This window comes from Arthrobacter sp. TmtSoilC51 (genome assembly GCF_055388015.1).
Map to the genome: position 1 here is coordinate 138,681 of NZ_AP035877.1, position 23,167 is coordinate 161,847.

The window sequence follows — 23,167 nt, forward strand, 5'->3', positions numbered from 1 at the left end:
ACTACTAGGAAGAGGTGCGACATGGGTGCTGACGACAAGATGGAGAACGCTGGCGAGAAGATCGCAGGCAAGGCCAAGGAAGCTGCCGGAAAGCTTACCGACAACGAGCGTCTGGAAGCCGAAGGCAAGGGCGACCAGGTCAAGAGCGACCTCAAGGGTGCCGGCGAGAAGGTGAAGGACGCCTTCAAGAACGACTAGGAATTCGGGCGGGGCCGCTGCAATTTGCAGCGGCCCCGCCTTGCTTTTGCGTTTAATAGGGAATACCCCGTGCGATCAGATGGAGGATTCTTCGTGAATTTGCTGGTGAAATTGTTCGGTCTGGCAGTCAGCCTCGGAGCTGGTGTGCTGGCAAACAAGACGCTTGAAGGGCTCTGGGAGAAGAAGACAGGAAAGCCTGCCCCCAAGGACGGAACCAACCTGAACGATTCCTTGCCTGGAGTACTGGTGTTCGCCGTGGTTTCGGCGGGCGTTGGTGCGGTGGTTCACGTTCTCACCCAACGGGGAACCAAGAGTGCACTGGCTCGCTTTAAGAAAACGGCAGACGAGGTCTAGGAAAATGGCTGTAGCAAGATTCCCCAGTGTTGTTATCGATTGCCCGGACGCCCCCGCCCTGGCTGCCTTTTACGGCGAATTGCTGGGCTGGGATGTCAAGGGCGAAACTGATTGGTTCGAGATCCGTCCAAGTGATGGGAACAACTGCATCGCCTTCCAACAGGTGGAGTCCTATCACGCGCCGGACTGGCCGGGGCAAACGGTTCCTCAACAGATGCATCTTGATCTGATGGTGGAGGACCTGGACAAGGGCGAGGAAGTGGCTCTTTCGCTCGGTGCAAGCAAAGCGGAGCACCAGCCGGGGACCACCTTTAGGGTGTTCCTTGATCCGGCCGGCCATCCGTTCTGCCTGTGCCTGTCCTAACCCTGCTGGGCCGCCCACTCCTCAACGCGCCGGTTGCTTTCCTCTTCGGAGAGATCTTCCACGCGGGTCATGATGGACCAGCGGACGCCGAAAGGATCGCGGATGCTGGCATATCGATCCCCTGAGACGAACGTGGTGAGCGGTTCGCGGATGGTGGCCCCGGCTTGTTCCGCCCGTTGCACAAGTGCGTCTGCGTCCGGGCAGTAGAAGCCCATGGAGTAGCAGTCATCATCGCCATCGGGTGCCGGGACCAAGTGATATTCCTGGTTTGGCTCGCCGAGCTGAAGGTGGCCGTTGCCAAGGTCGAGTTCGGCATGGACCACAACTCCGCCCATCTCCGTAGCGCCAACCAGCCGTGCGCCGAAAACGTCCGTGTAGAACGAGATCGCATCTTTGGCATTGGGTATGGCAAGGAACGGCGTGAGGCTGGTCAGGCCGTTGGGAATTCCGTGGGTGGTGTACTTGCCGTGGGCGGCAGTGGCTGGCTCTGTGCTTGTAGTATCTGTCATGTCCACGACGCTACGGGCCGGGCTGTCCCCGGCGCTTGGAGATTCGCGACAGACTTTGTTGGGGAGGGGCCTCATGGATGGTTCGTTCAAGGGCATTCTGTACCCCGCACGACTTCCCACGTTCAACCGTTTGGCGGCGCCGGAATCTGTTGCGGAGTTGGTCCAGTGGTTCTGGATTCCCGAATGGGATATTGAACCAGGCCGCACCTCCCGGCAGCATCTGATCGCTTACCCCGCGGCCAACCTCGTTGTGCAGATGGATAACGTGGTGTATTCCGGTCCTACAACCCGTGCCGGTTATCGCGACTTGAATGGCCGGGGTTGGGCAGTGGGAGCGCTGCTGCGCCCGGCCGCGGTTCCTGTGTTCACTGACGATCCCGGCAGCATGCGCGACGCCGAACTTGCATTGCCGTTGGGGGACCTCCAGAGTTCCGTCGCGAGGGCCATGAACGCCCCCGACGGCGGCACCCGGCGAGAGAGGGCAGTGGACGCCTTTGCGTCGTGGCTGGGTGCCCTTGGCTACTCACCTTCCGAAGAAGCCTTGCTGGCGAACCGGATGATGGACATTATTGGGTCCGATCCGGAGGTGGCCCGGGTTGACGACGTCGCCGCCCGGCTTGCCGTTTCGGGCCGGACGCTCCAGCGAATTGCGAGGAAATACATTGGGATCAGCCCGTCTGCGCTGATCCGTCGCTGTCGCCTGCAGGACGCCGCCGAGAAGGCACGTTTGGATCCTTCCGCTGATCTTGCGGACATCGCCGCCGAGCTTGGGTACACCGACCACGCACACCTCACGAACGACTTCCAGAAGTTTTTGGGGCTCACGCCTAGCACCTATCGGCGTGCCGTCGGCAGTTAGCCGCGCTCCCGCAGCAGCAGGGTTGACCCTGCTGCCAACTACGCAGAAACCCGCACCGAAGGTTCGGTCGCCCCCTTGCTGACTTCCGGCGTCGTGGTCTCCCCGCGGAAGGCGGCCAGCATCGCCTCGCGATCGAGTTGTCCCTCCCACTTTGACACCACGAACGTGGCAACGCAGTTGCCAAGCAGGTTGACCACCACGCGCATGGAATCCATCAGCCTGTCGGCTCCGAGAAGCAGTGCCACGCCCGCCACGGGAAAGATTCCCAAGGCTCCTGCCGTAGCGGAGAGGGCAAGGAAGGCTGAACCGGGAACGCCGGCCATGCCTTTGGAAGTCAGCATGAGAATGCCCAGGGCAGCCAGTTGTTGGCCCAAATCGAGGTTATGGCCGAACGCTTGGGCGAGGAACAGCAAGGAGATCGAAAGGTAGAGCGCGGCGCCGTCGAGGTTGAAAGAGTAGCCGGTGGGAACTACCAGCCCCGTGGTTGCCCGGGAACATCCGGCATTTGTCAGCTTGGCCATGATGCGCGGCAGCACTGATTCCGTGGATGCGGTGCCCAGTGCCAGGATGAACTCTTCGCGGGAGTACTTGATGAACTGCCACAGTGGAACACGTGGGTAGACCCAAGCCACGATGAACAGCAGTCCGATGAAGACCAGTGCCGAACCGTAGCATGCAGCCACCAGCAGGGCGTACGTGCTCAAAGAACTGAGTCCGTACTGGCCGATGATGAATGCCATTGCCCCGAAGGCCCCCACCGGGGCAACCCGCATCACCCAGGCCATGATCTTGAAGAAGAGTTCCAGGGTCGTCTCCATGAGGTCGATGACGGGCTTGCACTTCTCCCTTCCCACCACAACGATTGCGGCTCCGAAGAAGACGGCGAAACAGAGGACCTGCAGCAGGGTGTTGGATGCGAAAGCTCCAACCACGCTGGTGGGGATGATGCCCAGCAGGAATTGTCCTGCATCCTTGGGTGGGGCCGTCGTGGTCTTGGCGTTGACGGCGTCCTCGGACAGGGAGGCCGGATCAATGTTCAAGCCGGCTCCCGGCTGGACGATGTTGGCCACGAGTAGCCCGAATGCCAGCGCGAAGAGAGTTGCGGCGGTGAAATAGATGAGCGCTTTGACGCCAACCCGGCCAACCGACTTCACGTCGCCCACAGCCGAGATGCCGGTGACGATGACCAGGAATATCAGTGGAGCAATGATCATTTTGATGAGCTGAATGAAGCCGTCGCCGAGGGGGCGAAGCGCAGACCCGATACCCGGCCAGAGGTAGCCGATGGCGACCCCCAGCACCACCGCCACCAGGATCTGGAAGAACAGGGATTTATAGAGTGGCTTCTTTGCCGCTGGGCTCGCAGCAACAGCAAGTGCGGGAGTCTTCAAGGTGGCGCCTATCTGTGCGAGGCCATGCAGGGTCACGGCCGGGGATCACACATGACGCTATGAGGGGCGTGTTTCGGAAATGCTAATTTCAATGCCTCTTTGTGTTTAATATCGGAATCAAGATTTCACGATACGAAAACGCTAGTTCAGTTGAAGTGGTCGGCAGCCTTCGGCAAGCACTTCAGATGGCTTTGTCGTCGGCTTGTGGAGCTCATCGAGAAACAACCTGTAGGAGACAACGCCCGCGTTCACGGAACCGGTGGAGCAGCAGCATCGGTAGACGTGCGTCATCCACGGGCCGGGCAAGAGGGCTCGAAGCCACGAGTCGCACTCAGTCAACGAGAGTGAAGCTTGAATTCCGCTATCCCTGCTATGAGCAGCAATGGACACCGTGACACATGTTCCTGCGGGGGCTGGGCCCGCGGCAAACCAGCCCCATTCCACGGTCTCGACGACGATCGTCACGTTGATGTTCTCGTTCTCGAACGAAGAAGCGGGACCCATTCGGTGGAGTCGCCGGCCGATGTGGCCATCGCGGTGTGAAAGCCCGCTGACTGCCTGCCGGAGTTCATTGAGTTCGGCGCCATGTTTATTGCGGATCCTCGCGTTGAGGTCCTTGGCCAACGGTCCCTCTTCTGCGGTGTTTGCAGGTGCGTCGACGGCCGGGGGAACGGGCGCTGCAAGAGAAAACGTGTCACGGAGAGGCTGCTCAGGCCGGTGCACAACACCTCCAGGAATCGATCAACATGGCACGGGTGAGACGAGAATACCGTTCCAAAAATCAAATCGCTAGAGGAAACGGCCAGCTTTACCCTTGCCGCAGCCCGTCGGCATCCAACACAAGGTTGGCCGTGATGAAACGACCGCACTGCTCACCAAACGGATAGTCGCCCTTGGGCGTGAACGTCAGAGTCCGCACCGGCAATGCGGTCCCGGACGGAGAGGTGCCGCTCACGGTGGCATCAATGGGGGATTCCGTCAGGTTGGGCAGGAAGAGGTTGCCGTGCAGAGTGCCGTCCGGGGAGGACGTTGCCGAGCACACGCCCTCCGGTGCGCAGCCCTGATCTACGGAGACGCTTCCGGGAAACAGTTCCAGCTCCGCCTCCGTGCAGGCGCCATCTTGGCATGCCTTCATGCGAATGGACTTAACCCCGTCCACGTAGCTGGCCTGAATGGTCAGGGCCACCACCGGCGCCATAGCGATGGCCGGGCACGGGGGTGGCGATTCCGGATAGCAACCAGGAATCAGCGAGGTCATCGCCGCAAGGGTCCAGGCCAACCCGATCTTGCCCATGATTCAGCGTAAGCCGGGCCTTGGTCCCTGCACCCGGATCCCAGGCAAAAGCACCCGCATCGTTACGGCACCCACGGGCCCGTTGCCGAACCGACACCACGCCGCTATTGCCGCCTAGGCTGGAAGCCGCAATCCGCCGTCGTGCATTTCCGCGAGGCCGTCGAGCAGCAACCCGTCGAGTGCCCGTTCCAGCTGTTCCGGTGCTGAATTGAGCCGGTGCAGCGCCGCTAGCGGGACCCCGACGCCGGATGGGGCGAAACCGAGGTCGGCAGGCGCCTGTTCAAACATTTCCCGAGGAATCGGGGTATCAGCTTCGCGGAGGACGGCCATCACGGCTCCGCGGACTTGCCGGTCCGTGCCATGCCAGGACTGGCCCTTGGGCGTGTACGACGGCGGCGGCTCACCTGCCGCGAGCCAGGCGCAGCTCGAGCGCACGGGGCACTCCACGCATTTGGGATTGCGCGCAGTGCACACCATGGCACCGAGTTCCATGACGGAGGCGTTCCACCGCACGGACAGGGTGCGGTCTTCGGGCAGCAGGGCGTCGGCCAGGCGCATCTCCGCTGCGGTGAGCGTCGGAGCGGGCAGGGCGTGACCGGAGATGAGGCGTGCATGTACGCGGCGAATGTTGGTGTCCACCACTGTTTCGCGGCGTCCGAAAGCAAAGGCGGCGACGGCGGCAGCGGTGTAATTCCCGACGCCCGGCAAGGTAAGGAGCTCCGGATAGCTGTCCGGGACCTCGCCTCCGTGCTCGTTCCGGATTGCGACGGCGGCCGCGTGCAGTCGCAGCGCCCGGCGCGGATAGCCAAGACGGCCCCAATGGCGCACCGCCTCCCCTGAAGGCTCGCCGGCAAGGTGGGCGGGCGTGGGCCAGCGTTCCATCCAGTCCCGCCAGACCGGCAGCACGCGGACCACCGGGGTCTGTTGGAGCATGACTTCGCTGACCAGGATCCCCCAAGCGCTGCACTCAGCCTCGCGCCACGGGAGGTCTCTTGCGGTCTCGCCGAACCACTCGTCCAGGGCGTGGTGGAGCTCACCGAGGTGGTCGGTACCGGGAAGTGCCATGCGTCAGATCTCCCGGACTGTTGAGGTTTGGCTGGCGCCGGAGCGCCGGAATTCTGCCCTCTACTGTAGTGGAAACCGGAACGGCAATGCTGCTGCGGTGCACGTCACACAGGGCGGGTTTGGCGTCCGGCGGCGTGGTGGTGGCGCGCTGCGGAGTGGGCCCGCCTAGCCTAGAAACATGGCCAATCAGGGTAAGAACCAGTCGTCCGCGCGCACATCAGCGCCGGCGAAGGGTTCTGCCCGTAATTCGGGCGGTGCAGGCAGCCAAGGCACCCCGACGCAGAGGCGACGTCCAAGCCAGGCCGTATACCGCCGTCGTAGGCAGTTTGTCTTCGGTGCGCTGCTGCTGGTGATCGCCCTGGTGGTGGCTGGCGTGATGGCAATCAGCGGTGCGCTTGCGAGTAAGTCCGAGCCGCAAGCGATCAACACGGTGGAACCATCGCAGGTCCCCACCCAAGGGAATGCGCCCACAGCAGGCACCGCTTCCCCTTCCGCAAAGCCCACGCCGGTATGCGACCTGAACCTGGTGACCGTCGCTGCTGCTACCGACCAGCCAGCCTACGGGGCGGAAGAAAAGCCGCTGCTCACCATGACCATCACCAACGGCGGGACGGCGCCATGCGAGGTCAACGTTGGCACGTCGCAGATGGAGTATGTGGTGATGAGCGGCTCGGACCGGATCTTCTCCTCCAAGGATTGCCAGGCAGGAAGTGAAGACCTGGTCAAGACCATCCAGCCCGGCAAGGGCGAGACCGCAAACTTCCCATGGCAACGCAACCGGACGCTGGAAGGCTGCGCTGCGATCGACGCAAAGCCCGGCACAGGCGGCGCCTACTACACGTTCGAGGCCCGGTTGGGGAACAAGTCCAGCGCCAAGGCGGTATTTCAACTGAACTAGCGGCTGGTTGAGGGCGACCGGAAAGCGTCCGACGGCGGCAAACGGCTTTTAGAGGAAACGGTCCAGCAAGCTTGCCTCGGCCATGCGGCTCAAACCTTCGCGGACTGTGCGGGCGCGCTGATCGCCGATTCCATCCACGGTCATGAGGTCATCGATGGTGGCTGCCATGAGGTTCTGCAAGCCGCCGAAGTAATCCACCAAGCGATCGGCGACGGCCTTCGGCACGGACTTGAGGCCGGACAGGAGACGGTAGCCGCGGGGTTGGACCACAGCATCCAGCTGCTCAACGCCACCAGCGAAGCCGATGATGTGGGCGATCCTGCTGAGGTCAATCAATTCCGTCGGGCCAAGGTTAAGGAGTGCCTGCACGGCTTCCTCGATGTCCTCGGGTGTGGCGTCCGGATCTGAGTAATCGCGGATGATGACGTCGCTGCCGGGGCCGCGGCCCATGGTGAGTTCCTCCACCTGCAGCGAGAGCAAGCGGCCGTCTTCGCCCAGTTCCAGGACATATTGGGCAATTTCCTCGGAAATGCGCCGGACCATTTCCTGGCGTTGTAGGGTGACCGCGACGTCCCTGACGGTGACCAGTGCTTCAATCTCAAGTGCTGAAAGGGAACTGGTGACTTGGTCCAGCCTGGCGCTGTACCGCTCCAACGTTGCGAGGGCCTGGTTGGCGCGGGCGAGGACTTTCTCCGAGCCCTCCAGCACGTGGCGCAAGCCATTCACGTACAGCGCGATGATCTGCATGGACTGGCTGACAGAGATAACGGGAACGCCGGTCTGGATGGCGACGCGCTCGGCTGTGCGGTGCCTGGTGCCGGATTCCTGGGTCTCGATGCTCGAGTCGGGAACAAGCTGCACAGCGGCGCGGACAATATTGCTGGCGTCTTTGTCGCAGATGATGGCGCCGTCCATCTTGGCGAGCTCACGCAGACGGGTGGGCGAGAATTCGATGCCGATATCGAAGCCGCCGGAACAGATGGAATCGATCGTGCGGTCCGAGCCCAACACAATCAAGGCGCCGGTGCGTCCACGAAGGATGCGCTCCAAGCCGTCCCGTAAGGGAGTTCCGGGTGCGACTCTGGCCAGAGTCGCCTTGAGCGACTCTTCCGGGCTCCGGGCCATAGGGTTTCCCTTCGAAGGTGCAAGCCATGGCTCACAGAAAAGCTGAATCCGGCATCTGCGGGCGCTTCGAAAAATGCCCTGATGACGACTAGCACCATGATATGGCTTCCGGGCACCGTTAACCGCACCAGCAAGCCCCAAAGTGGGTCATTTCGTTATGTACGGGAACTGCCTGAAGGTGCGTTTTCTTGCCTCGCTGGCAAGGGCTTTTTGGGCCTATTGGGTGGTTGACGTGCGCCGATATAACAAATTGGTGTAGATATTCTAGTAATCCACCTGCCGCTTGAGCTTGTTTCCCAGCCATAGCATCGCCAGGCTCACCGCGAGGAAGCCGACGGAAATGGCCAGGGCAAAGACAATAACGCCGCCCCAGCCGCCTGCCCGGCTGGGGTCGATGAACCAATAGGGGTACCAGTTCACGAAAGCGCCGCGTATCAGGCTGTAGACCAGGTAGCCCACAGGGTAGAGCAGCCAGTACCAGATATGGCGGGTGGTCAGGGTTGCCCGGGGTGGTTGGAGGAGCCAGTCCATCACCATGACCACAGGGATCAGGTAGTGGACCACGAAGTTGACCCAGGGAAGAAGTGAGCCCAGGTCCTCGCCGGCAAGCAAAGCTCCGAATACCAGTCCAACTACGGCCATGGCGATGGTCGCCGTGCCGCGGGTGACGTCGTCGATTTCGCTGGGTCGTTTCCGGATCAGGACCCTGTATCCGCTGATGAGCAGCACCACGGCCGCGAAGATATTGGACAGGTTGGTGAAGTAGCTGAAGAAGTTCCAGACGTTGTACCCCATGCCTAAATGAACCGTCAGCTGCGTTCCCACGGCCACCAAGGTCAAAAGGCCAAAGAAGAGGCGTCCCCCAATAAGCACAGTCCTTTTGGTCATGGCCCAATCCTTGCCGAAGCCGCGTCGCCGCATGCCTGCGACACTCCGGGAGCGGCCCAGCACTCCGGCCACGCCCGCCCGCTACGTGATCAGCAGCTCCAATGCCTCGGCAAGATGCCCCACTTCGCGCACGGAGAAGCCCTCCGGGATAACGCCCGCACCGGCCGGACTGGCAGGAACAATGGCGTGCGTGAAGCCCAGGCGGTGTGCCTCTTGGATGCGTTGGTTAATGCCCGGGACGGGGCGGACCTCGCCTGCCAGCCCAACTTCACCGAAGGCAATGAGCCGTTGGGGGAGTGCCTTCCGCGATTTTGCCGAGGCCACGGCCAAAGCAACGGCCAGGTCCGTGGCAGGTTCGCTGAGCTTTACGCCACCGACAGTAGCCACATAGGAATCGTCCTTGTGAAGCATGCACCCCGCGCGCTGCTGAAGGACTGCCAGCAACATGGCCACACGGGAGCTCTCCAGCCCGCTGGTAGCCCGCCGGGGTTGGGCATTGGCGCTCTCGGCGAGCAGCGACTGGACCTCAGCGAGCAACGGGCGGCGGCCTTCCATGGTCACCGTGATGCACGTGCCTGAGACGGGCTCCCGGGTTCGCGACACAAACAGCCCACTGGGATCGGCCAGGCCTTCAATGCCGGCCTCGTTCAGGTCAAAGCAGCCGACGTCGTCCGTGGCGCCGTACCGGTTCTTGACGGCCCGGAGCAGCCTTAGCCGCGAATGGCGCTCGCCTTCAAACTGACACACGACGTCCACCAAGTGTTCCAGGAGGCGAGGCCCAGCGATGGTGCCGTCCTTGGTCACATGCCCCACCAACAGGGTGGTCATGTTCCGCCGCTTGGCCGCAGCGATGATCGATGCAGCTACTTCCCGCACCTGGGAGACGCCACCGGCGCTTCCTTCGACGTCGGCACTGCTGAGCGTCTGCACAGAGTCCACGATCAGTAGCTTGGGTTCGAGTTTCTCGACTTGGCCGAGCGCCTGCCCCAGATCCGTTTCCGCCGAAAGATAAAGAGTATGGGCGACGGCGTCGATCCGCTCCGCGCGCAGTTTCACCTGCGCGGCGGATTCTTCACCGGTGATGTATAGGACGTCCTGCCCGGTGCGCGCGAACTTCGCGGCGACGTCCAGCAGCAGCGTGGACTTCCCGACGCCGGGTTCCCCAGCGAGCAGGATGACGGCACCGGGTACGAGCCCTCCTCCCAGAACGCGGTCGAGTTCGTCGACGCCGGTGGGCAGGAACGCCGCGGTAGTGCCATCTACCTCAGCGATACGGCGGGCCGGCTCCAAAACTGTGGCGGCCGCCGTCGTACGCGCGACTGTGGCGCCGAACTCTTCAACTGTTCCCCACGCCTGGCACTCACCGCACCTGCCCACCCACTTGATGGCCGTCCAGCCGCATTCGGCGCATTTGTAAGCGGGTGTCTTGGATGCGCGGGAGGTCTTGGAAGCCATGGGTTCAAGGTTAGTCGGGGGGACTGACAGTATTTGGCAGGGTCCACGTGCGTACTCATTTACAACCCCACTGTTCGGAAACCGCAGTTGCCACTGGAGGACTCAGGTGTATTCGATGTTCGTGCCGCTACCCGGTACCTGTTGCAGTAGGAATCGTGGCAAAGGTAAGAGCCGCCCCGCATCACCCGGCCCCTGCCAATGCTGGGACCCTGCGGGTTGTCAATGGGGGAGTTGCGGTAGTACTTCGGCAGGAACCAGTCTGCACACCATTCCCAGACGTTGCCGGCCATCTCGAACAGTCCGTAGCCGTTGGGGCGAAACGCTCTTACGGGGGCGGTGCCTAGGTGGCCATCATCGCCGGTATTGACGGTGGGAAAGGTGCCTTGCCAGATGTTGCACAGGTGCACACCATCCGGCGTGAGTTCATTTCCCCAGGCGTAGCGCATGCCGTCCAGCCCTCCGCGCGCGGCGTATTCCCACTCGGCTTCCGTAGGCAAGCGCCGGTTAGCCCACTGGCAGTAGGCCAAGGCGTCATGGTGGGAGACGTGCACCACCGGGTGGTCCCGGACAGTGGTCCAGCTGGATGACGGACCAGTCGGGCGGGCCCAGCTGGCGCCTCGGATGTTCAGCCACCAAGGTGCGCCGGCGGCGACACCGAGGATATCCCCGCCACTGGCGGTGGAGAGCAAATGAAAGACAGCGGATGAGCCGTAGCGCTCGGCTTCGGTCTTGTAGCAGGTCTCCTCGACGAAGTGCGCGAACATGCGGTTCGTCACGGTTGTGGAATCGATCCTGAACTCGTCCAGACGCACGCTGTGAACAGGTGTCTCGCCGTCGTCCGGGTAGCCTTCACCGAAGACATCACCCATGGAAAACGTTCCCCCGGGAAGCAACACACTATGATGCCGGGGCGCCGCCTGTTTCGACGGGCTGACGTGAGTTGGGTAAGACTCCCTGGGCTGGGGAGCCGCAATTGTCCGGGGCGCTGAACAACATTCCGTGGGATGGTTTTCTTCTGGGCGGCCATTCGACATTTATCGAATCCCATCTGCCCGTAGCTCGTGCGTCGCGTCAAAGACCCACGGCTGTGCCCCTGGCCAAGTTGTAGCCTCTGCGCCCGCCGCGACAGCCTTTTCGAGGGCGTCCGCGGGATCCCACCCGAGTGCAAGGTATCCCGCCAATGTGCCTGCAAAGGCGTCGCCGGCTCCTGTCGTGTCCACTACTGCCGCGGGGGAAGGCCGTTTGGTGTGGGAGAGCCAGCTGGCACCGTCTGCCCCAAGCGTGACGCAAGCGTTCTTGATGTTAGGAAGTTGGGCCCGCTCATGTTCATTGACGATGACGAGATCGGCCTGGCTGGCAAGGTCCTCAGCCGATGGCGTGACCGGGGAGGCATTGAGCACGGAGAAAACACCGTGTTTCCTGGCCAGTTGCAGGGCCAGCTCCACAGCCTCACCGGGAGATTCGAGCTGGAGGAGAAGCACTGCTGAGGCCGCGATGGAGGCCTCTGCTGCCATGACATCCTCCCTGCTGAGGGCAGTGTTTGCTCCCGGGATGACGACGATGCTGTTCTCTGCACGTCCATCAACACAGACAATCGCGCGTCCGCTTTCGATGCTGGGTGTCAGTTGCAAGTGCTGCACGTCGACGCCCCTGGCGGACAGTGCCTCTCGGTACATTCGTCCGTCCTCATCCATTCCGACGCGACCGATCAGCAGCGCCTGGGCCCCAGCGCGGCTGACGGCCAAGGCCTGGTTGGCCCCCTTTCCGCCGGGCCTGTCGATAAGCTCCAGGCCAAGGACGGTCTCTCCCGGCCGGGGATGCCGCTCCACGCCAACCACAGTATCGATATTCAGTGATCCGACAACGGTCACGAGGCAACTCATCGCGACGCCATTTCATTGATGGCGGAGAGGAAGGTTTCGCGCATTAAGGCCGGGTCGATGGCAGTGGCCACGTTGATCGCGCGAGCGTCGGGAGACTGGCCATGCAGTTCGCTTTCGCCCGACTTTGTGCGTCGGTCCACCATCGTCTGACCGCGCGAACTGCCGCTCAGGACTACGGAGACCGGGTATTCCTCCAACAGCGCCACGTGATGGTTGGCGATCAAACACGCAGCCCCTGCGTCCCCGATCGTCGCGCCCTCAGCAAGCCGGCTGTCGTCCGCCTCCCGCAGCGCCGCATACCTCAACAATTTGCCCACGAGGCGTGATCCGGGATCGCTGGCCTCCAGCAACGGAAGGTAGTCGTTGTCCGGAACGTTCGCCTGGTAGAAGACGTCCAGGCCATACATGGTGATGGGGATGCCGGAATCCAAAACGATGGCCAAGGCCTCGGGGTCATGCCAGGCATTGAACTCCGCCACGGGCGAGGCGTTTCCCACGCCGCCCGACCCACCCATGAAGACAATCCGGGCCAGCCGGGAGGCGTATTCCGGGTAGACACGAATAAAAAGGGCTACGTTCGTTAGCGGACCCAAGGCCAGCAGGGTCAGCGGCTCCGCGCTGTCCGCAACCGTCTTGCGGATGAGCTCTGGTGCCGCCAACGGAGACGCCAAGTGGGGGCTCTGCGGTAGGGCGAATTCACCCAGGCCGTTGGAACCGTGAAATCCGTGGGCGGTCCGAAGCTTGTTGATCAAGGGCCGTTCCGCGCCGCGACCCACGGGCACCACGCCGGCCCCGGCCAAATCCAGCACGTCCAGGGTGTTTCGGACCACTTGGTCAACGTTCGTATTGCCGGCCACGCAGGTAACGGCCTTCAGCCTGATGTGTTTGCTCCGCGCAAGCAGGAAGAGCGCCAGTGCATCGTCGATGCCCGTGTCGACATCGGCAATGACTGGCACGCATTCGCGGGTTTGAGGTCTTGTCATTTAGGTCTGGCTCCAATTTCAGTTCGGTGGGGAAGACGTTCCGCAATGGGGGAGGGCGGTGACCGAAGGTGTCCTCTGGGAACGTGCTTGAGTCGGCGGTGTTCGCTGGATGCCTGTTGACATCTTGGCGATGCGAACCTAGCTTAGATTGAAATCGATTTCGAGCACAAAGGGTACTTTCCCCGGAAAATCAGCCCGGAAGGCTCGGAGCGATAGGAAGCCACTTCGCGTGGGCCTATTCCAATCAGTCGGCTCACAAGCCGAAGTCAGCTAGATAAACGGGGAAGACAAGCCGCGACCAGGCCATCACCCCGAAGCCGGCACCAGCACAAAATCATTGACGCAGGCCACGGTCAAACCTAGACTTATTCTGAAATCCTTTTCAAGGAGAAGCAATGAAAGCAACACTTCGCACTACTTTGGTTGCCGCCCTCACTGCAGCCGCCATTGCCCTCGCTGGTTGTGGAGGGAGCTCCACAGTCGGGGGTCCTGCGGCACGGATCTCCGTGGATCCAACATCGAGCATGCCGGCCCTCGCCGCAGTCGAACAGGGCATCTTCAAAAAGAACGGCGTGGAGGTGACCACTCAGCGCTTCCTCGCAGTTCAAGGCGTCGATGCGGTGCTGGGCGGGCAGATGGACTTTGCGTCCGCCTTGGACTTCGCCGTACTTTCCCGGTTGCAGACTGGACGCATCAAGATCGTCGCAGCGACCGCGACTCCGGACCCGGGCTTCAACAAGCTGATCGTGAGCAACTCAATCAATAAACCGGCGGATCTTGCCGGCAAGAGGTTGGGAACGGTCGCAGGAACCGTCCAGGAATACATCGGAAGCCGTTATCTCGCAGACAACAAGATTGACGAAAGCGGCGTAGACATCCAGAAGTTCACCGACTTCTCCGAGGTGGTGGCCGCCCTGCGGACCGGCAAGATCGACGCCGGGTGGGTACGTGCCACCGACGTCAAGGAAGCGACGAAGAGCGGCAACACAAAAATGCTCGCTGACGACAGTGCGGTGCGCAGCTCATCCTCGATCTTCCTCGTCGCTGGCGTCGATTTCATCAAGCAGAACCCGGAAACTGTGCGAAACGTGCTGAAATCGCTGGACGAGGGAAGCACGTACGTCAACACTCATCCAGATGAGACGGCAGAAGCGATTGCAAAAAGCACGCAGAGCGACCCCGCCACCCTGAAAAGCGTCATCCCCACCACCAAGTTCGGAATCTCCCTGACCAAGGACCAGCTGCAAGGGCTGGCTGAGGTTCAGAAGTTTGCCGTGGAACGCAAGCTGCTCAAACCCGGTTCCGATGTAAATACCTATGTCGACAGCACGGCCCTGCAGGCTGTTCTGCCCGGGAAGGTGAAACTGTGAGCAACCAGCACCTGACGACCCATACGAGGATGGCGCAAACGAATGGGGCAGATAATGCAATACGCTTCGACAACCTGGGCCTTCGCTTTGGCAAAGACAGCGACTGGGTCCTGCAAAACCTCGATCTCGAGATTAAGAAGGGTGAGTTCTTCGTCCTCGTCGGTCCCAGTGGGTGTGGCAAGTCAACACTGCTGCGTGTTCTGGCCGGGATAGCCGAGGCAACAGAGGGCCAGGCACTGTTGGCCTCGGGGCCGGTGACTGGCCCCGGACCGGATCGCGGCATGGTCTTCCAGTCTGTTGATGCGCCACTGATGGACTGGCTCACGGCCCGTCAGAACGTGGAATTCGGTTTGAAGATCCAAGGCATGGGCCGCAAGGAACGGCGGGAAGTTGCCGCCAAGTACCTCGCCAAGGTTGGCCTTCAGAGGGCAGCGGACAAGTATCCGCGTGAACTCTCCGGCGGAATGAAACAGAGGGTGCAGATCGCACGAATCCTTGCGATCCGTCCGGACATCATTCTCATGGACGAACCCTTCGCCGCCCTCGACGCGCAGTCGCGGCGACTGCTCCAGGCTGAGATCTCGAAGATCTGGGCGGAAGAACGCAAGACCTTCGTTTACATCACCCACGACATCAGAGAAGCGGTCTTGCTCGGCGAACGGGTTGCGGTGATGAGCGCTGCGCCGCGATCGGGCATCAAATCCTGCCGCACGATTGACCTCCCATACCCCCGCGATGAGTTCGACGCCCGGTTCGGTGAACTTGCCCGCTTGGTAGAAGCAGACATTCAGGAAGAAGTGAGCAAAACATGGGAAGACTGAACCGCACGGTCCTTTGGTCGGTTGCCTCAATCGCAGGTTTTCTGATCTTCTGGCAACTTGCCTCCGGAACCCTCATCGAGCGCGACTTCCTGCCCGCGCCGACGGACGTCCTCGCCGCCGGGGCTGACATGGCTATGGATGGCACGCTATTGGCCTCCATCGGAGCCAGCCTCCAGCGCATCTTTACCGGCTGGGCGGTCGGCAGCTTGATCGCGATTCCAATTGGCCTCATCGCAGGTGCGACGCGCATCGGACGGGCAATCCTGGATCCGTTTATCCACTTCTTCCGGTTCGTCCCTGCCATTGCGCTGATTTCACTGTTCATCATCTGGTTTGGGGTGGGCGAAATGTCCAAGGTGGCCCTCATTGGGTACGCAACGGCTTTCACCGTCACCGTCAATACGGCCGTTGGTGCCGCCTCCATACAACCGGACAAGCTCAGCGCTGCCCGTTGCCTGGGCGCAACCCCTTGGCGGGTCTTCCTCGACGTGACCGTGCCGGCGTCGATACCGGCAATGTTCACCGGCATGCGCCTGGCCATGGCCCAGTCGTTCCTGGTCATCGTTGCCGTCGAAGCGTTGGCCGCCAACGCAGGCCTCGGCTTCATCATCTGGAATTCCAGGTTGTACTTCCGGACGGACTGGGCACTGGTGGGCATCGTTTGCCTTGGGCTGATCGGCTACATCAGTGACCGGCTGTGGAAACTGTTCGGTCGGACCATCATCAGCCGGTTCACTGGCGCAGCTGCGAGCTACTGATGACAGCCCTGCCGCAAGCCACAGGGGAGAACCACCGACGCCCCAATGTCGTTTTGCTCATTTGTGATCAAATGCAGCAGCAGCGTCTCGGCGGCGGGTGGGCCTTGAACGGAACCCCCGGATCCCTCACCCCAAACCTCGACCTTCTGGCCGCCGAAGGCACTTCGTTCAACCGGGCGTACTGTTCGAATGCCCAGTGCACCCCATCGCGTGCTTCGTTGCAAACAGGCCAGTACCCGCACGAGTCAGGGGTGATGGTGATCTATGGCTTCGGCGGGCACACAGGGCACTTGGGACCCAGGCATACAACCTTGGCCCATGCGTTCAAGGCGGCCGGCTATGCAACGGCCATCTTCGGGAAGACACACTTCGGCTACCCGATCGAAGAGCTGGGTTTCGACTCGGGCATCGAGCGAGGCGGCGGCGAGTCTCTCGCCGCCGTCGATCGCCAAATCACTGACGATGCCATCGGTTTCCTTGCTGGACACCCCGCGGATCAACCGCTGTTTCTGGTGGTGTCATGGCATCAGCCGCATCCGCCGTTCGAAGAAGCGGAACCTTTCTTCGCGGGGATAAGCCCGCAGCAGTTGGACCTGCCGCACTCGTTTTGGGGGGACGACCTGTCAGGAAAACCACGTTTCCAACGTGATCGCCGCCGCCAACAGGGCGGAGGGTACGACGAGGAGCAGCTTCGGTCCGAAATGGCGAAGTACTGCTCCATGATCAGCGCCGTGGACCATGAAGTGGGAAGGGTCATCGCTGGCGTGAAGTCTTCAGACTCCTGGGACCATACCATCGCCGCATTCACCTCGGACCACGGGGACATGATGGGAGCCCACGGCCTCAGGCTGAAAGGCCCCCTCCCTTACGAAGAACTGTTCCGGGTTCCCTTGATCATTCGTGCGCCGCACTTGCCGGGCAACCGCGTCGTCGATGAATTGAACGTCAATGTTCAGTTGCCGGGGACGCTGATGGACCTCGCCGGAGTGCCGCGCCCCGACTCATGGCCGGACAGGGAAGCCCTGGCGGGACTCGAGGGCGACGATGAAGGTCCGGATCAGGTCTTCATGGAGCACTATGGAGCGTACTGGGGTTGGCATCCCTTCCGGATGGTTGTCACCAAGACGCATAAGTACGTGCGCTATTACGGCCCGGATGATGGTGAGGAAGAGCTGTACCACCTCGCCGTCGATCCCGATGAGTGCGTAAATCTTGCCCAAAACCCGGACCACAGCGCAATTCGTGCGCGACTCCGGAACGCCGTCGATGACTGGTGGCGTGAAACCGGCGGGCGGGATTGGGCCTACTACGAATCCGACGATTTCAAACTCGCAGATGAAGCCACGCTGGTGCGCGACAACCATCTCTGGGCGGACACGTGAAACCCGCCCCAACAATTCCTTGCAGACACTATCCCCGAACCAGGCCAAAGCCGAGGGATGCCAATTTCCCGTTGGACCACGGTCCTGATGGAGGCTCAAAACATGAACATGCTCGAACCGGAATTTGCCGGAATCATCGGCAGAACCGTCCCGGAATCTTCCCCATCCTGGGTGCGGGACAAGAACGCGGAGAACCCGGGCCGACCGAACATCATGGTCGTTGTCCTGGACGATACGGGTTGGTCCGACTTCGGATGCTTTGGCTCCGAGATCCAGACGCCCACCTTTGATTCCATTGCTGAACGCGGAGCCCGTTACACAAACTTCCACGTGACGCCGCTTTGTTCCCCTACCCGGGCGTCATTGCTCACAGGCCGGAACCACCATGCAGTGGGGATGAGGTTCCTTGCAGATACAGACACGGGGTTTCCGAACTCCCGTGGCTGTGTTCATCCTGACATCCCGATGCTTCCCGAAGTACTCCGAGGCGAGGGTTACGGAACCTACTTGGTTGGCAAGTGGCATCTGGCACCCCTCCATGAAATTACCCCCGCGGGTCCGCACAGGAATTGGCCCCTGAGCCGTGGCTTCGACAGGTTCTACGGCTTCCTCGACGGCTGCACCGACCAGTTCACTCCGGAACTCTTCGAGGATAACCATCAGGTCGCTGTTCCGGCCGTCGAGGACTACCATCTCAGCGAAGATCTCGCTGACCGCGCCATCAGCTACGTAGCGGAACACACCAGCTATCGGCCGGGGACGCCTTTCTACATGCAGTTTGCGATGGGCGCGACCCATGCTCCCTTCCAAGTGCCGCGTGAATACGTGGAAAAGTACGTGGACGTCTTCTCCAAGGGCTGGGACCAAACCCGGAAGGACAGGCTTCTTCGGCAGGTCCAGATGGGAGTCATGCCCCGCGGTTCGATCCTGACAGACCGCGATGGCGACATCCGGCCATGGGACACCCTGAACGATGATGAGCAGTTGCTCTTCTCGCATCTCCAGGCGGCCTATGCAGGGTTCCTTGATCACGCGGACGCCCAGGTTGGCAGGATTGTCCAGGCGCTGAAAGACATGGACCAACTGGATAACACCATCTTGATTGTCATGTCGGACAACGGTGCCAGCAGGGAGGGCGGGCAGAACGGTGCCGTTGATTGTAATGCCCCCTACAGCGGAAATCCGCAGACGGTTGCAGAGCAGCTTTCCAAGCTCCAAGACATTGGTGGACCAGACGGGCCGGCGCATTACCCGATGGGGTGGGCGATGGCCGGGAATACGCCTTTCCGGAAGTACAAACAGTATGTGGATCTTGGAGGCGTCAGGTCACCATTCGTCCTTTCGTGGCCTTCCCGTTTCCCTCTTCACAATGAGATACGCCGAAACTTCATACACGTCATCGATGTCATGCCTACTCTGCTCGAGCTGGCCGGAATACCAAACCCGGCAGTGGATGGATCCAGTTTTGTTCGATCGCTGAATGAGCCCGGAGCTCCTCCTGCCCGTGATACCCAGTACTGGGAAATGCTCGGTCATCGGGCCATCTGGCACAAGGACTGGAAAGCGGTCACGGAACACGTTCCAGGGACACCCTTTGAGAAAGACAAGTGGCGGCTTTACAACACGGTTACCGATCCCAGCGAGTCTACGGACGTGGCTGCAAGCCACCCTCACAAGATCGATCAGCTTCAGCGACTGTGGTGGAGCGAAGCCGTGGACCACCAGGTACTGCCACTGGATGACCGCCCACTCGTACAGCTCTTGGACCTCCGTTCCCCGTTCGCGCTGACAGCGCGCCGGCAAGTGGTTCTCCAGAGTGGTTCCGGGCATGTTCCTTTCTCCTCGGGAATTACCGGGTCTGAGCGCTCCATGCGGATAACGGCACAGCTGAAAGGCCTCGAACCTGGGGATGCCGGAGTGTTGTTCAGCAGCGGGAATTCCCGTGGCGGCTACAGCCTTTATCTGAAGGATGGTTCAGTCCATTTCGAGCACACGGCCTTGGGCCGTGAGGCCTATGCATCAACTGTGGATCCGCTGCCGTACGGCGATGTGTGCATAGGGGTGGAACTGCAGCGTTCGCCGGACCGGAGTTCGCACGCCGTGCTGCTTGTGAACGGTCAGCCTGTGGCAAAGGTGCACCTTCCCTTGACCAGCGCCCACCTCAGTTTTTGGGGCGCCGACATCGGGCGTGACGTTGGGCGTCAGGTCAGCGCGAACTACGAGGGCGAATTTCCCTTACGCGCAGGAACCATCCAGAACATCACGATCGATTTCCATGATTCGCCGCCAATCGCCGAAATCGCCGAGGCGCTTGAGCATATTGAATGACCGCTAGGGTGATTGCTGTACCCATGACAGAAATGAGTGACATACCGTGACCACGATCAGTGATGTGGCCCAAGCTGCCGGCGTTTCGGAGGCCACCGTTTCCCGTGTCCTGAACCGGCCGGAAATCGTCGCCGAAGAGAAACGCCGACGGGTGCTCAGTGCCATTGAGCAGCTCAAATTTGAGCCGAGCCTTTCGGCGCGCACCTTGCGCTTGAAGAGCTTCCGCAATGTGGCACTGCTGGTCGGGGATATCTCACAACCGTTTCACGGACGGATGGCGAAAGCTGTGGAAGCCGCTGCCGAAGAGCATGGGTACAGCGTCACCCTGGGTGACCTCGACAATAGCGAAGGCCGTCTTCTTGGTTTCTTACAAGCCCTCCCCAAACGCGGCGTCGATGGTGTGCTGCTTTCGACAGCGGCTGACCTTGACCGCCCGGTGGTGAGGGACGCAATCGAGGAACTTCGACGCCAAGGGATCCCCTTGGTCACCACGTCGCAGTCAGTCAGCTCGATGGGCGTACCCAGCGTCCTTGAGGACATCAAGCAGGTGGGAAAGGATGCGGCCAATCACTTGATCGGGCGTGGCGACAACCTGCTGGTGCTGATTGGAGGCGGCAACGCCTCGGCTTACTCCCGCATCCTGCACTCTGGCGTGCGTGAGGCCGTCCGCGAAGCGGGTGACGGAAAGGCCAGCCTCAAAATAGTCAACGGACGCTACCAGCATGAACCTGCACGCAAGGCCTTGACCCGGCTGCTACTTGGCGGATACCGGCCGGACGGAATCGTGACGGCCAATACGCCGATGGCCATCGGAGCAATCCGCGCCCTGAAGGAAGCTGGTCTCAAGGTGCCGGGAGACGTTGCTGTGGTTTCGTGTGAGGACGTCCCGGACGCCCAGTTCATCCTCCCGTCCATCACCTCCGTGGGCACTGACATGAACGAATACGGTGCGCAGGCTTTTGGTCTGCTGCTGCGGATCATGTCCGGGAATGTGTCCCACGAAAACTGCATCATTCCGCACGAGTTGATTGTTCGGGAATCATCCCTCGATACGTAGGGCCAAAGAGGCGCCCGATTCGATGACGCGCTGCGCATTCGATGGTAGAAACCGTCTAAACCGCAGCGAGTCGTCGAAATGGACTGAGCGGCGGCCAACGCGGGCGTCCTACGCGGCCCGCCCATGCCGCGCTGCGTCCACGAAAACGGCCAGCCCTGTGACGCCAAGGGCCAAGCCCAGGGATGCAACCACATCCGTGAGCCAGTGGTAGCCGAGATACAAGCGGCTGAAGGCGACCAAGAGCGTGAGCAGCGCAGCACCCACAAAGGCGAATACCGCGGTCGTGCGGGTTCCGGATCGCGAGACGAGAAGGTAGGTGAGGACCAAAACGAAGATTCCAGCTCCAAGGGTGTGGCCGGAGAGGAAAGACAAGGCATCGTCGGGGCCGAGCAGAAAATCCGACGACGGCGGGCGGGAGCGGCTGACTTGGAATTTGATGACGGTGGACAGCACCAAGGCAAGCACCATGCCACCCATGAGCACGGCCGGCCGCCACAACTCTCTTTTCCACATGGCCCACCCGACGGCCAGGACGGCGCCGATGGCGGTCATTGCGGTCGGCGACGTCACCCTCGAAACGGCCGTGAGGATAGCGGTGGCAACCGCGCTGCGGGAATCAACCAGGGCGCTGTGCACCGTGCCGTCCAGGGTGGCCAGTCCGCTGTCCGAAAGAACGGCGACGAACATCAGCCAGAATATGACGTCACCAGCGACGAACAGTGCGCCAGCCCAAAGAAACAGTGGGCGCTGGCGAACGCGGAGCTCCGGGGCCGCTTGGAGATTGACGGGCAATGCAGGGAACATCAGCTCATTATCCCCAATGGGCATGGGACTTCGCTGGGAGGCGGGAACCTACAGAGCCGGCAGCACGGCCCGTGCCTCGTCGGATTCCAGTCCGCTCGCCTCCAACAGGTCCACCATGAGCGGCCGGAACAGCATCACCACGGTTTCGCCCTCAAGTTTCTGAACGTCCAGCATTTTGGGGTGCAGGCGCGAGGCGATGTCTGTCAGCTCATTACGGGCGTGCCGTATGTGGACGCGGCGTGTTCCCTCGCTCTGCTCCGCCAAACCGATGGTCAGCTCATCGATGGCAGCGGCAGTTTCCTGCAGCACCTCGGAGATGCTTTCGATTGCTTCGTCGGACAACGCAGCGTGGTTGATTGCGCTGGTGAGCCTGCGGGCAAAAACCCGGCTGTTACGGAGCGCGAGGTCGATGTATTCCAATGAGTGCTCCAGACCAGCAAGCTCATCGCGGTGCCTGCGATGTGCAGGAGCCAGCGTCGCTACTTCTCCCGAGGCCCGCAGGGTCTGCCGCATCCGGTCCACCAAAGGCTGGCAATTACGCCCCCGAATCAGGGCATGCCAGGCGATAGTGGAGTCGCTTTCGACCATGGCCTTGGCGCACTCGCGCAGCACTTCGGCGAGTTCGTGGAGGATCTTCTGGACGTCTTTTCGCGGCTCCCGGCGTGGATCCTTTGGCACCAAAATAGTCACCAGCAACGCGAACACCCCGCCCACCACGGCATCCAGGCTTCGCGTGAACGGCCCGCCTGCCGGGGCCGGCAGCAGGACCACCAACAGCGATTGGAGCCCCAGCTGGGTGGTAAAGATCGTGCCGCTGTCCAGGAACCTTGCCAGCAGGATAGAGAAAAGAAGCACGACGGCGGCCTGCAGGATCCCAGCGCCCAGCCAGTGGAGCAGGAGGTCGCCCACCACGATGCCAAGCGTGCAGCCCAGACCAACCTCCACAACACGACGCAAGCGCGGATCGCGGGAGAAGCCCAGGGCAATCAACGAAGAAGTCGCTGCGAACAAAGGCCCTTGGTGGCCCAGAACGTACTCTGCGAAAGCGTAGGCGCCAACGGCACACACCGTCATTTGAATAGCTGGCGTCAGGGAGTTCCGGCTCCGTACCAAACCTGTCCGGACTCTGGCACGCAGGAACCTCTTGCTTGCAGAAAATCCCTTCGCGGCAGCCATGTCCACCAGTCTATTTGCCGAACCCGGGCAGCGATGACGTGAAGGACACTAAGCAGGGTCCCACTCAAGGTGGCACGCGCCACATAACCCAATGGTCCGCCGTCGTTCACCTTGCGTTCACCTTCCACGTCAGGTCCCGTTACCTGCGCTGCTTACCTTCAGTAAAGGCACAAAAGGTCCACAGCTCACGCACGCCGAAATCTCC

The 23,167-nt window shown here is 61.4% G+C and carries 24 protein-coding genes; 11 read left to right on the forward strand and 13 right to left on the reverse strand.

The genetic code is table 11. The features are described 5' to 3' along the window. Positions 1-21 precede the first annotated feature (21 nt). The 3 genes from ACZ5G6_RS00665 (at position 22) to ACZ5G6_RS00675 (ending at position 916) form a co-directional block, all read left to right on the forward strand. A complete protein-coding gene (locus ACZ5G6_RS00665; RefSeq protein ID WP_223935309.1) occupies positions 22-198 on the forward strand; it encodes a CsbD family protein in 177 nt (58 codons plus the stop codon). A 69-nt stretch (positions 199-267) separates the two neighbouring features. After that, positions 268-552 (forward strand): DUF4235 domain-containing protein, encoded by a 285-nt coding sequence (locus ACZ5G6_RS00670; protein WP_498688686.1) that lies wholly within the window; start codon positions 268-270, stop codon positions 550-552. 4 nt (positions 553-556) lie between these two features. Beyond that, on the forward strand, positions 557-916 hold the full coding sequence (locus ACZ5G6_RS00675) for a VOC family protein (RefSeq protein WP_223935311.1): 360 nt from the start codon (positions 557-559) through the stop codon (positions 914-916). On the opposite strand, the gene ACZ5G6_RS00680 is transcribed toward ACZ5G6_RS00675, so the two are convergent. Next, on the reverse strand, positions 913-1,425 hold the full coding sequence (locus ACZ5G6_RS00680) for a VOC family protein (protein WP_498688687.1): 513 nt from the start codon (positions 1,423-1,425) through the stop codon (positions 913-915). The genes ACZ5G6_RS00675 and ACZ5G6_RS00680 overlap by 4 nt on opposite strands. A 73-nt stretch (positions 1,426-1,498) precedes the next feature. On the opposite strand from ACZ5G6_RS00680, the gene ACZ5G6_RS00685 reads away from it, so the two are divergent. Continuing rightward, entirely contained in the window at positions 1,499-2,284 is a 786-nt protein-coding gene (locus ACZ5G6_RS00685; protein ID WP_498688689.1) for an AraC family transcriptional regulator, read from the forward strand. Between the two features lie 38 nt (positions 2,285-2,322). Here the strand turns inward: ACZ5G6_RS00685 and ACZ5G6_RS00690 are convergent, their stop codons facing one another. The 4 genes from ACZ5G6_RS00690 to ACZ5G6_RS00705 form a co-directional block, all read right to left on the reverse strand. Next, positions 2,323-3,675, reverse strand: a complete 1,353-nt coding sequence (locus tag ACZ5G6_RS00690; RefSeq protein WP_498688691.1) for a cation:dicarboxylate symporter family transporter — start codon at positions 3,673-3,675, stop codon at positions 2,323-2,325. Positions 3,676-3,816: 141 nt separating this feature from the next. Further along, positions 3,817-4,398, reverse strand: a complete 582-nt coding sequence (locus ACZ5G6_RS00695; RefSeq protein ID WP_498688692.1) for a hypothetical protein — start codon at positions 4,396-4,398, stop codon at positions 3,817-3,819. An 85-nt stretch (positions 4,399-4,483) separates the two neighbouring features. Beyond that, the gene (locus tag ACZ5G6_RS00700; RefSeq protein ID WP_223935316.1) at positions 4,484-4,969 is read right to left on the reverse strand and encodes a hypothetical protein; all 486 of its coding nucleotides are present in this window, start codon (positions 4,967-4,969) and stop codon (positions 4,484-4,486) included. A gap of 114 nt (positions 4,970-5,083) precedes the next feature. Continuing rightward, positions 5,084-6,034: an HhH-GPD family protein gene (locus tag ACZ5G6_RS00705; RefSeq protein WP_498688695.1), complete on the reverse strand. Its 951-nt coding sequence runs from the start codon at positions 6,032-6,034 to the stop codon at positions 5,084-5,086. Positions 6,035-6,212: 178 nt separating this feature from the next. On the opposite strand from ACZ5G6_RS00705, the gene ACZ5G6_RS00710 reads away from it, so the two are divergent. After that, positions 6,213-6,932, forward strand: coding sequence for a hypothetical protein (locus tag ACZ5G6_RS00710; RefSeq protein WP_498688698.1), 720 nt, complete (start codon positions 6,213-6,215; stop codon positions 6,930-6,932). 48 nt (positions 6,933-6,980) lie between these two features. Here the strand turns inward: ACZ5G6_RS00710 and disA are convergent, their stop codons facing one another. The 6 genes from disA to ACZ5G6_RS00740 all read right to left on the reverse strand — a co-directional run bounded on the left by disA (position 6,981) and on the right by ACZ5G6_RS00740 (position 13,266). Beyond that, the gene (gene disA, locus ACZ5G6_RS00715; RefSeq protein WP_223935318.1) at positions 6,981-8,057 is read right to left on the reverse strand and encodes a DNA integrity scanning diadenylate cyclase DisA; all 1,077 of its coding nucleotides are present in this window, start codon (positions 8,055-8,057) and stop codon (positions 6,981-6,983) included. 264 nt (positions 8,058-8,321) lie between these two features. After that, the gene (locus ACZ5G6_RS00720; protein ID WP_498688701.1) at positions 8,322-8,945 is read right to left on the reverse strand and encodes a Pr6Pr family membrane protein; all 624 of its coding nucleotides are present in this window, start codon (positions 8,943-8,945) and stop codon (positions 8,322-8,324) included. A gap of 81 nt (positions 8,946-9,026) precedes the next feature. Continuing rightward, on the reverse strand, positions 9,027-10,400 hold the full coding sequence (gene radA, locus ACZ5G6_RS00725) for a DNA repair protein RadA (protein ID WP_223935320.1): 1,374 nt from the start codon (positions 10,398-10,400) through the stop codon (positions 9,027-9,029). 59 nt (positions 10,401-10,459) lie between these two features. Continuing rightward, positions 10,460-11,434: a formylglycine-generating enzyme family protein gene (locus ACZ5G6_RS00730; protein ID WP_498688703.1), complete on the reverse strand. Its 975-nt coding sequence runs from the start codon at positions 11,432-11,434 to the stop codon at positions 10,460-10,462. Then, positions 11,435-12,271, reverse strand: coding sequence for a ribokinase (locus ACZ5G6_RS00735; protein WP_498688705.1), 837 nt, complete (start codon positions 12,269-12,271; stop codon positions 11,435-11,437). Between the two features lie 8 nt (positions 12,272-12,279). Beyond that, the gene (locus tag ACZ5G6_RS00740; RefSeq protein WP_498688707.1) at positions 12,280-13,266 is read right to left on the reverse strand and encodes a nucleoside hydrolase; all 987 of its coding nucleotides are present in this window, start codon (positions 13,264-13,266) and stop codon (positions 12,280-12,282) included. A 395-nt stretch (positions 13,267-13,661) separates the two neighbouring features. On the opposite strand from ACZ5G6_RS00740, the gene ACZ5G6_RS00745 reads away from it, so the two are divergent. The 6 genes from ACZ5G6_RS00745 (at position 13,662) to ACZ5G6_RS00770 (ending at position 20,982) form a co-directional block, all read left to right on the forward strand. Continuing rightward, a complete protein-coding gene (locus ACZ5G6_RS00745) occupies positions 13,662-14,636 on the forward strand; it encodes an ABC transporter substrate-binding protein (protein WP_498688709.1) in 975 nt (324 codons plus the stop codon). Next, on the forward strand, positions 14,633-15,457 hold the full coding sequence (locus tag ACZ5G6_RS00750) for an ABC transporter ATP-binding protein (RefSeq protein WP_498688710.1): 825 nt from the start codon (positions 14,633-14,635) through the stop codon (positions 15,455-15,457). Before ACZ5G6_RS00745 ends, ACZ5G6_RS00750 begins: the two co-directional genes overlap by 4 nt. Beyond that, a complete protein-coding gene (locus ACZ5G6_RS00755; RefSeq protein ID WP_498688711.1) occupies positions 15,445-16,215 on the forward strand; it encodes an ABC transporter permease in 771 nt (256 codons plus the stop codon). Before ACZ5G6_RS00750 ends, ACZ5G6_RS00755 begins: the two co-directional genes overlap by 13 nt. 71 nt (positions 16,216-16,286) lie before the next feature. Further along, positions 16,287-17,597, forward strand: a complete 1,311-nt coding sequence (locus ACZ5G6_RS00760) for a sulfatase family protein (RefSeq protein ID WP_498688713.1) — start codon at positions 16,287-16,289, stop codon at positions 17,595-17,597. A gap of 102 nt (positions 17,598-17,699) precedes the next feature. Continuing rightward, positions 17,700-19,925 (forward strand): arylsulfatase, encoded by a 2,226-nt coding sequence (locus tag ACZ5G6_RS00765; protein ID WP_498688715.1) that lies wholly within the window; start codon positions 17,700-17,702, stop codon positions 19,923-19,925. 46 nt (positions 19,926-19,971) lie between these two features. Then, complete coding sequence (locus tag ACZ5G6_RS00770) at positions 19,972-20,982, forward strand: LacI family DNA-binding transcriptional regulator (protein WP_498688716.1); 1,011 nt, start codon at positions 19,972-19,974, stop codon at positions 20,980-20,982. Between the two features lie 108 nt (positions 20,983-21,090). Here ACZ5G6_RS00770 and ACZ5G6_RS00775 read toward each other — a convergent pair whose 3' ends face one another. Both ACZ5G6_RS00775 and ACZ5G6_RS00780 read right to left on the reverse strand, forming a co-directional pair. Further along, complete coding sequence (locus ACZ5G6_RS00775) at positions 21,091-21,810, reverse strand: phosphatase PAP2 family protein (RefSeq protein ID WP_498688718.1); 720 nt, start codon at positions 21,808-21,810, stop codon at positions 21,091-21,093. 24 nt (positions 21,811-21,834) lie between these two features. Continuing rightward, a complete protein-coding gene (locus ACZ5G6_RS00780; protein ID WP_223935321.1) occupies positions 21,835-22,962 on the reverse strand; it encodes an FUSC family protein in 1,128 nt (375 codons plus the stop codon). Positions 22,963-23,167 lie beyond the last annotated feature (205 nt).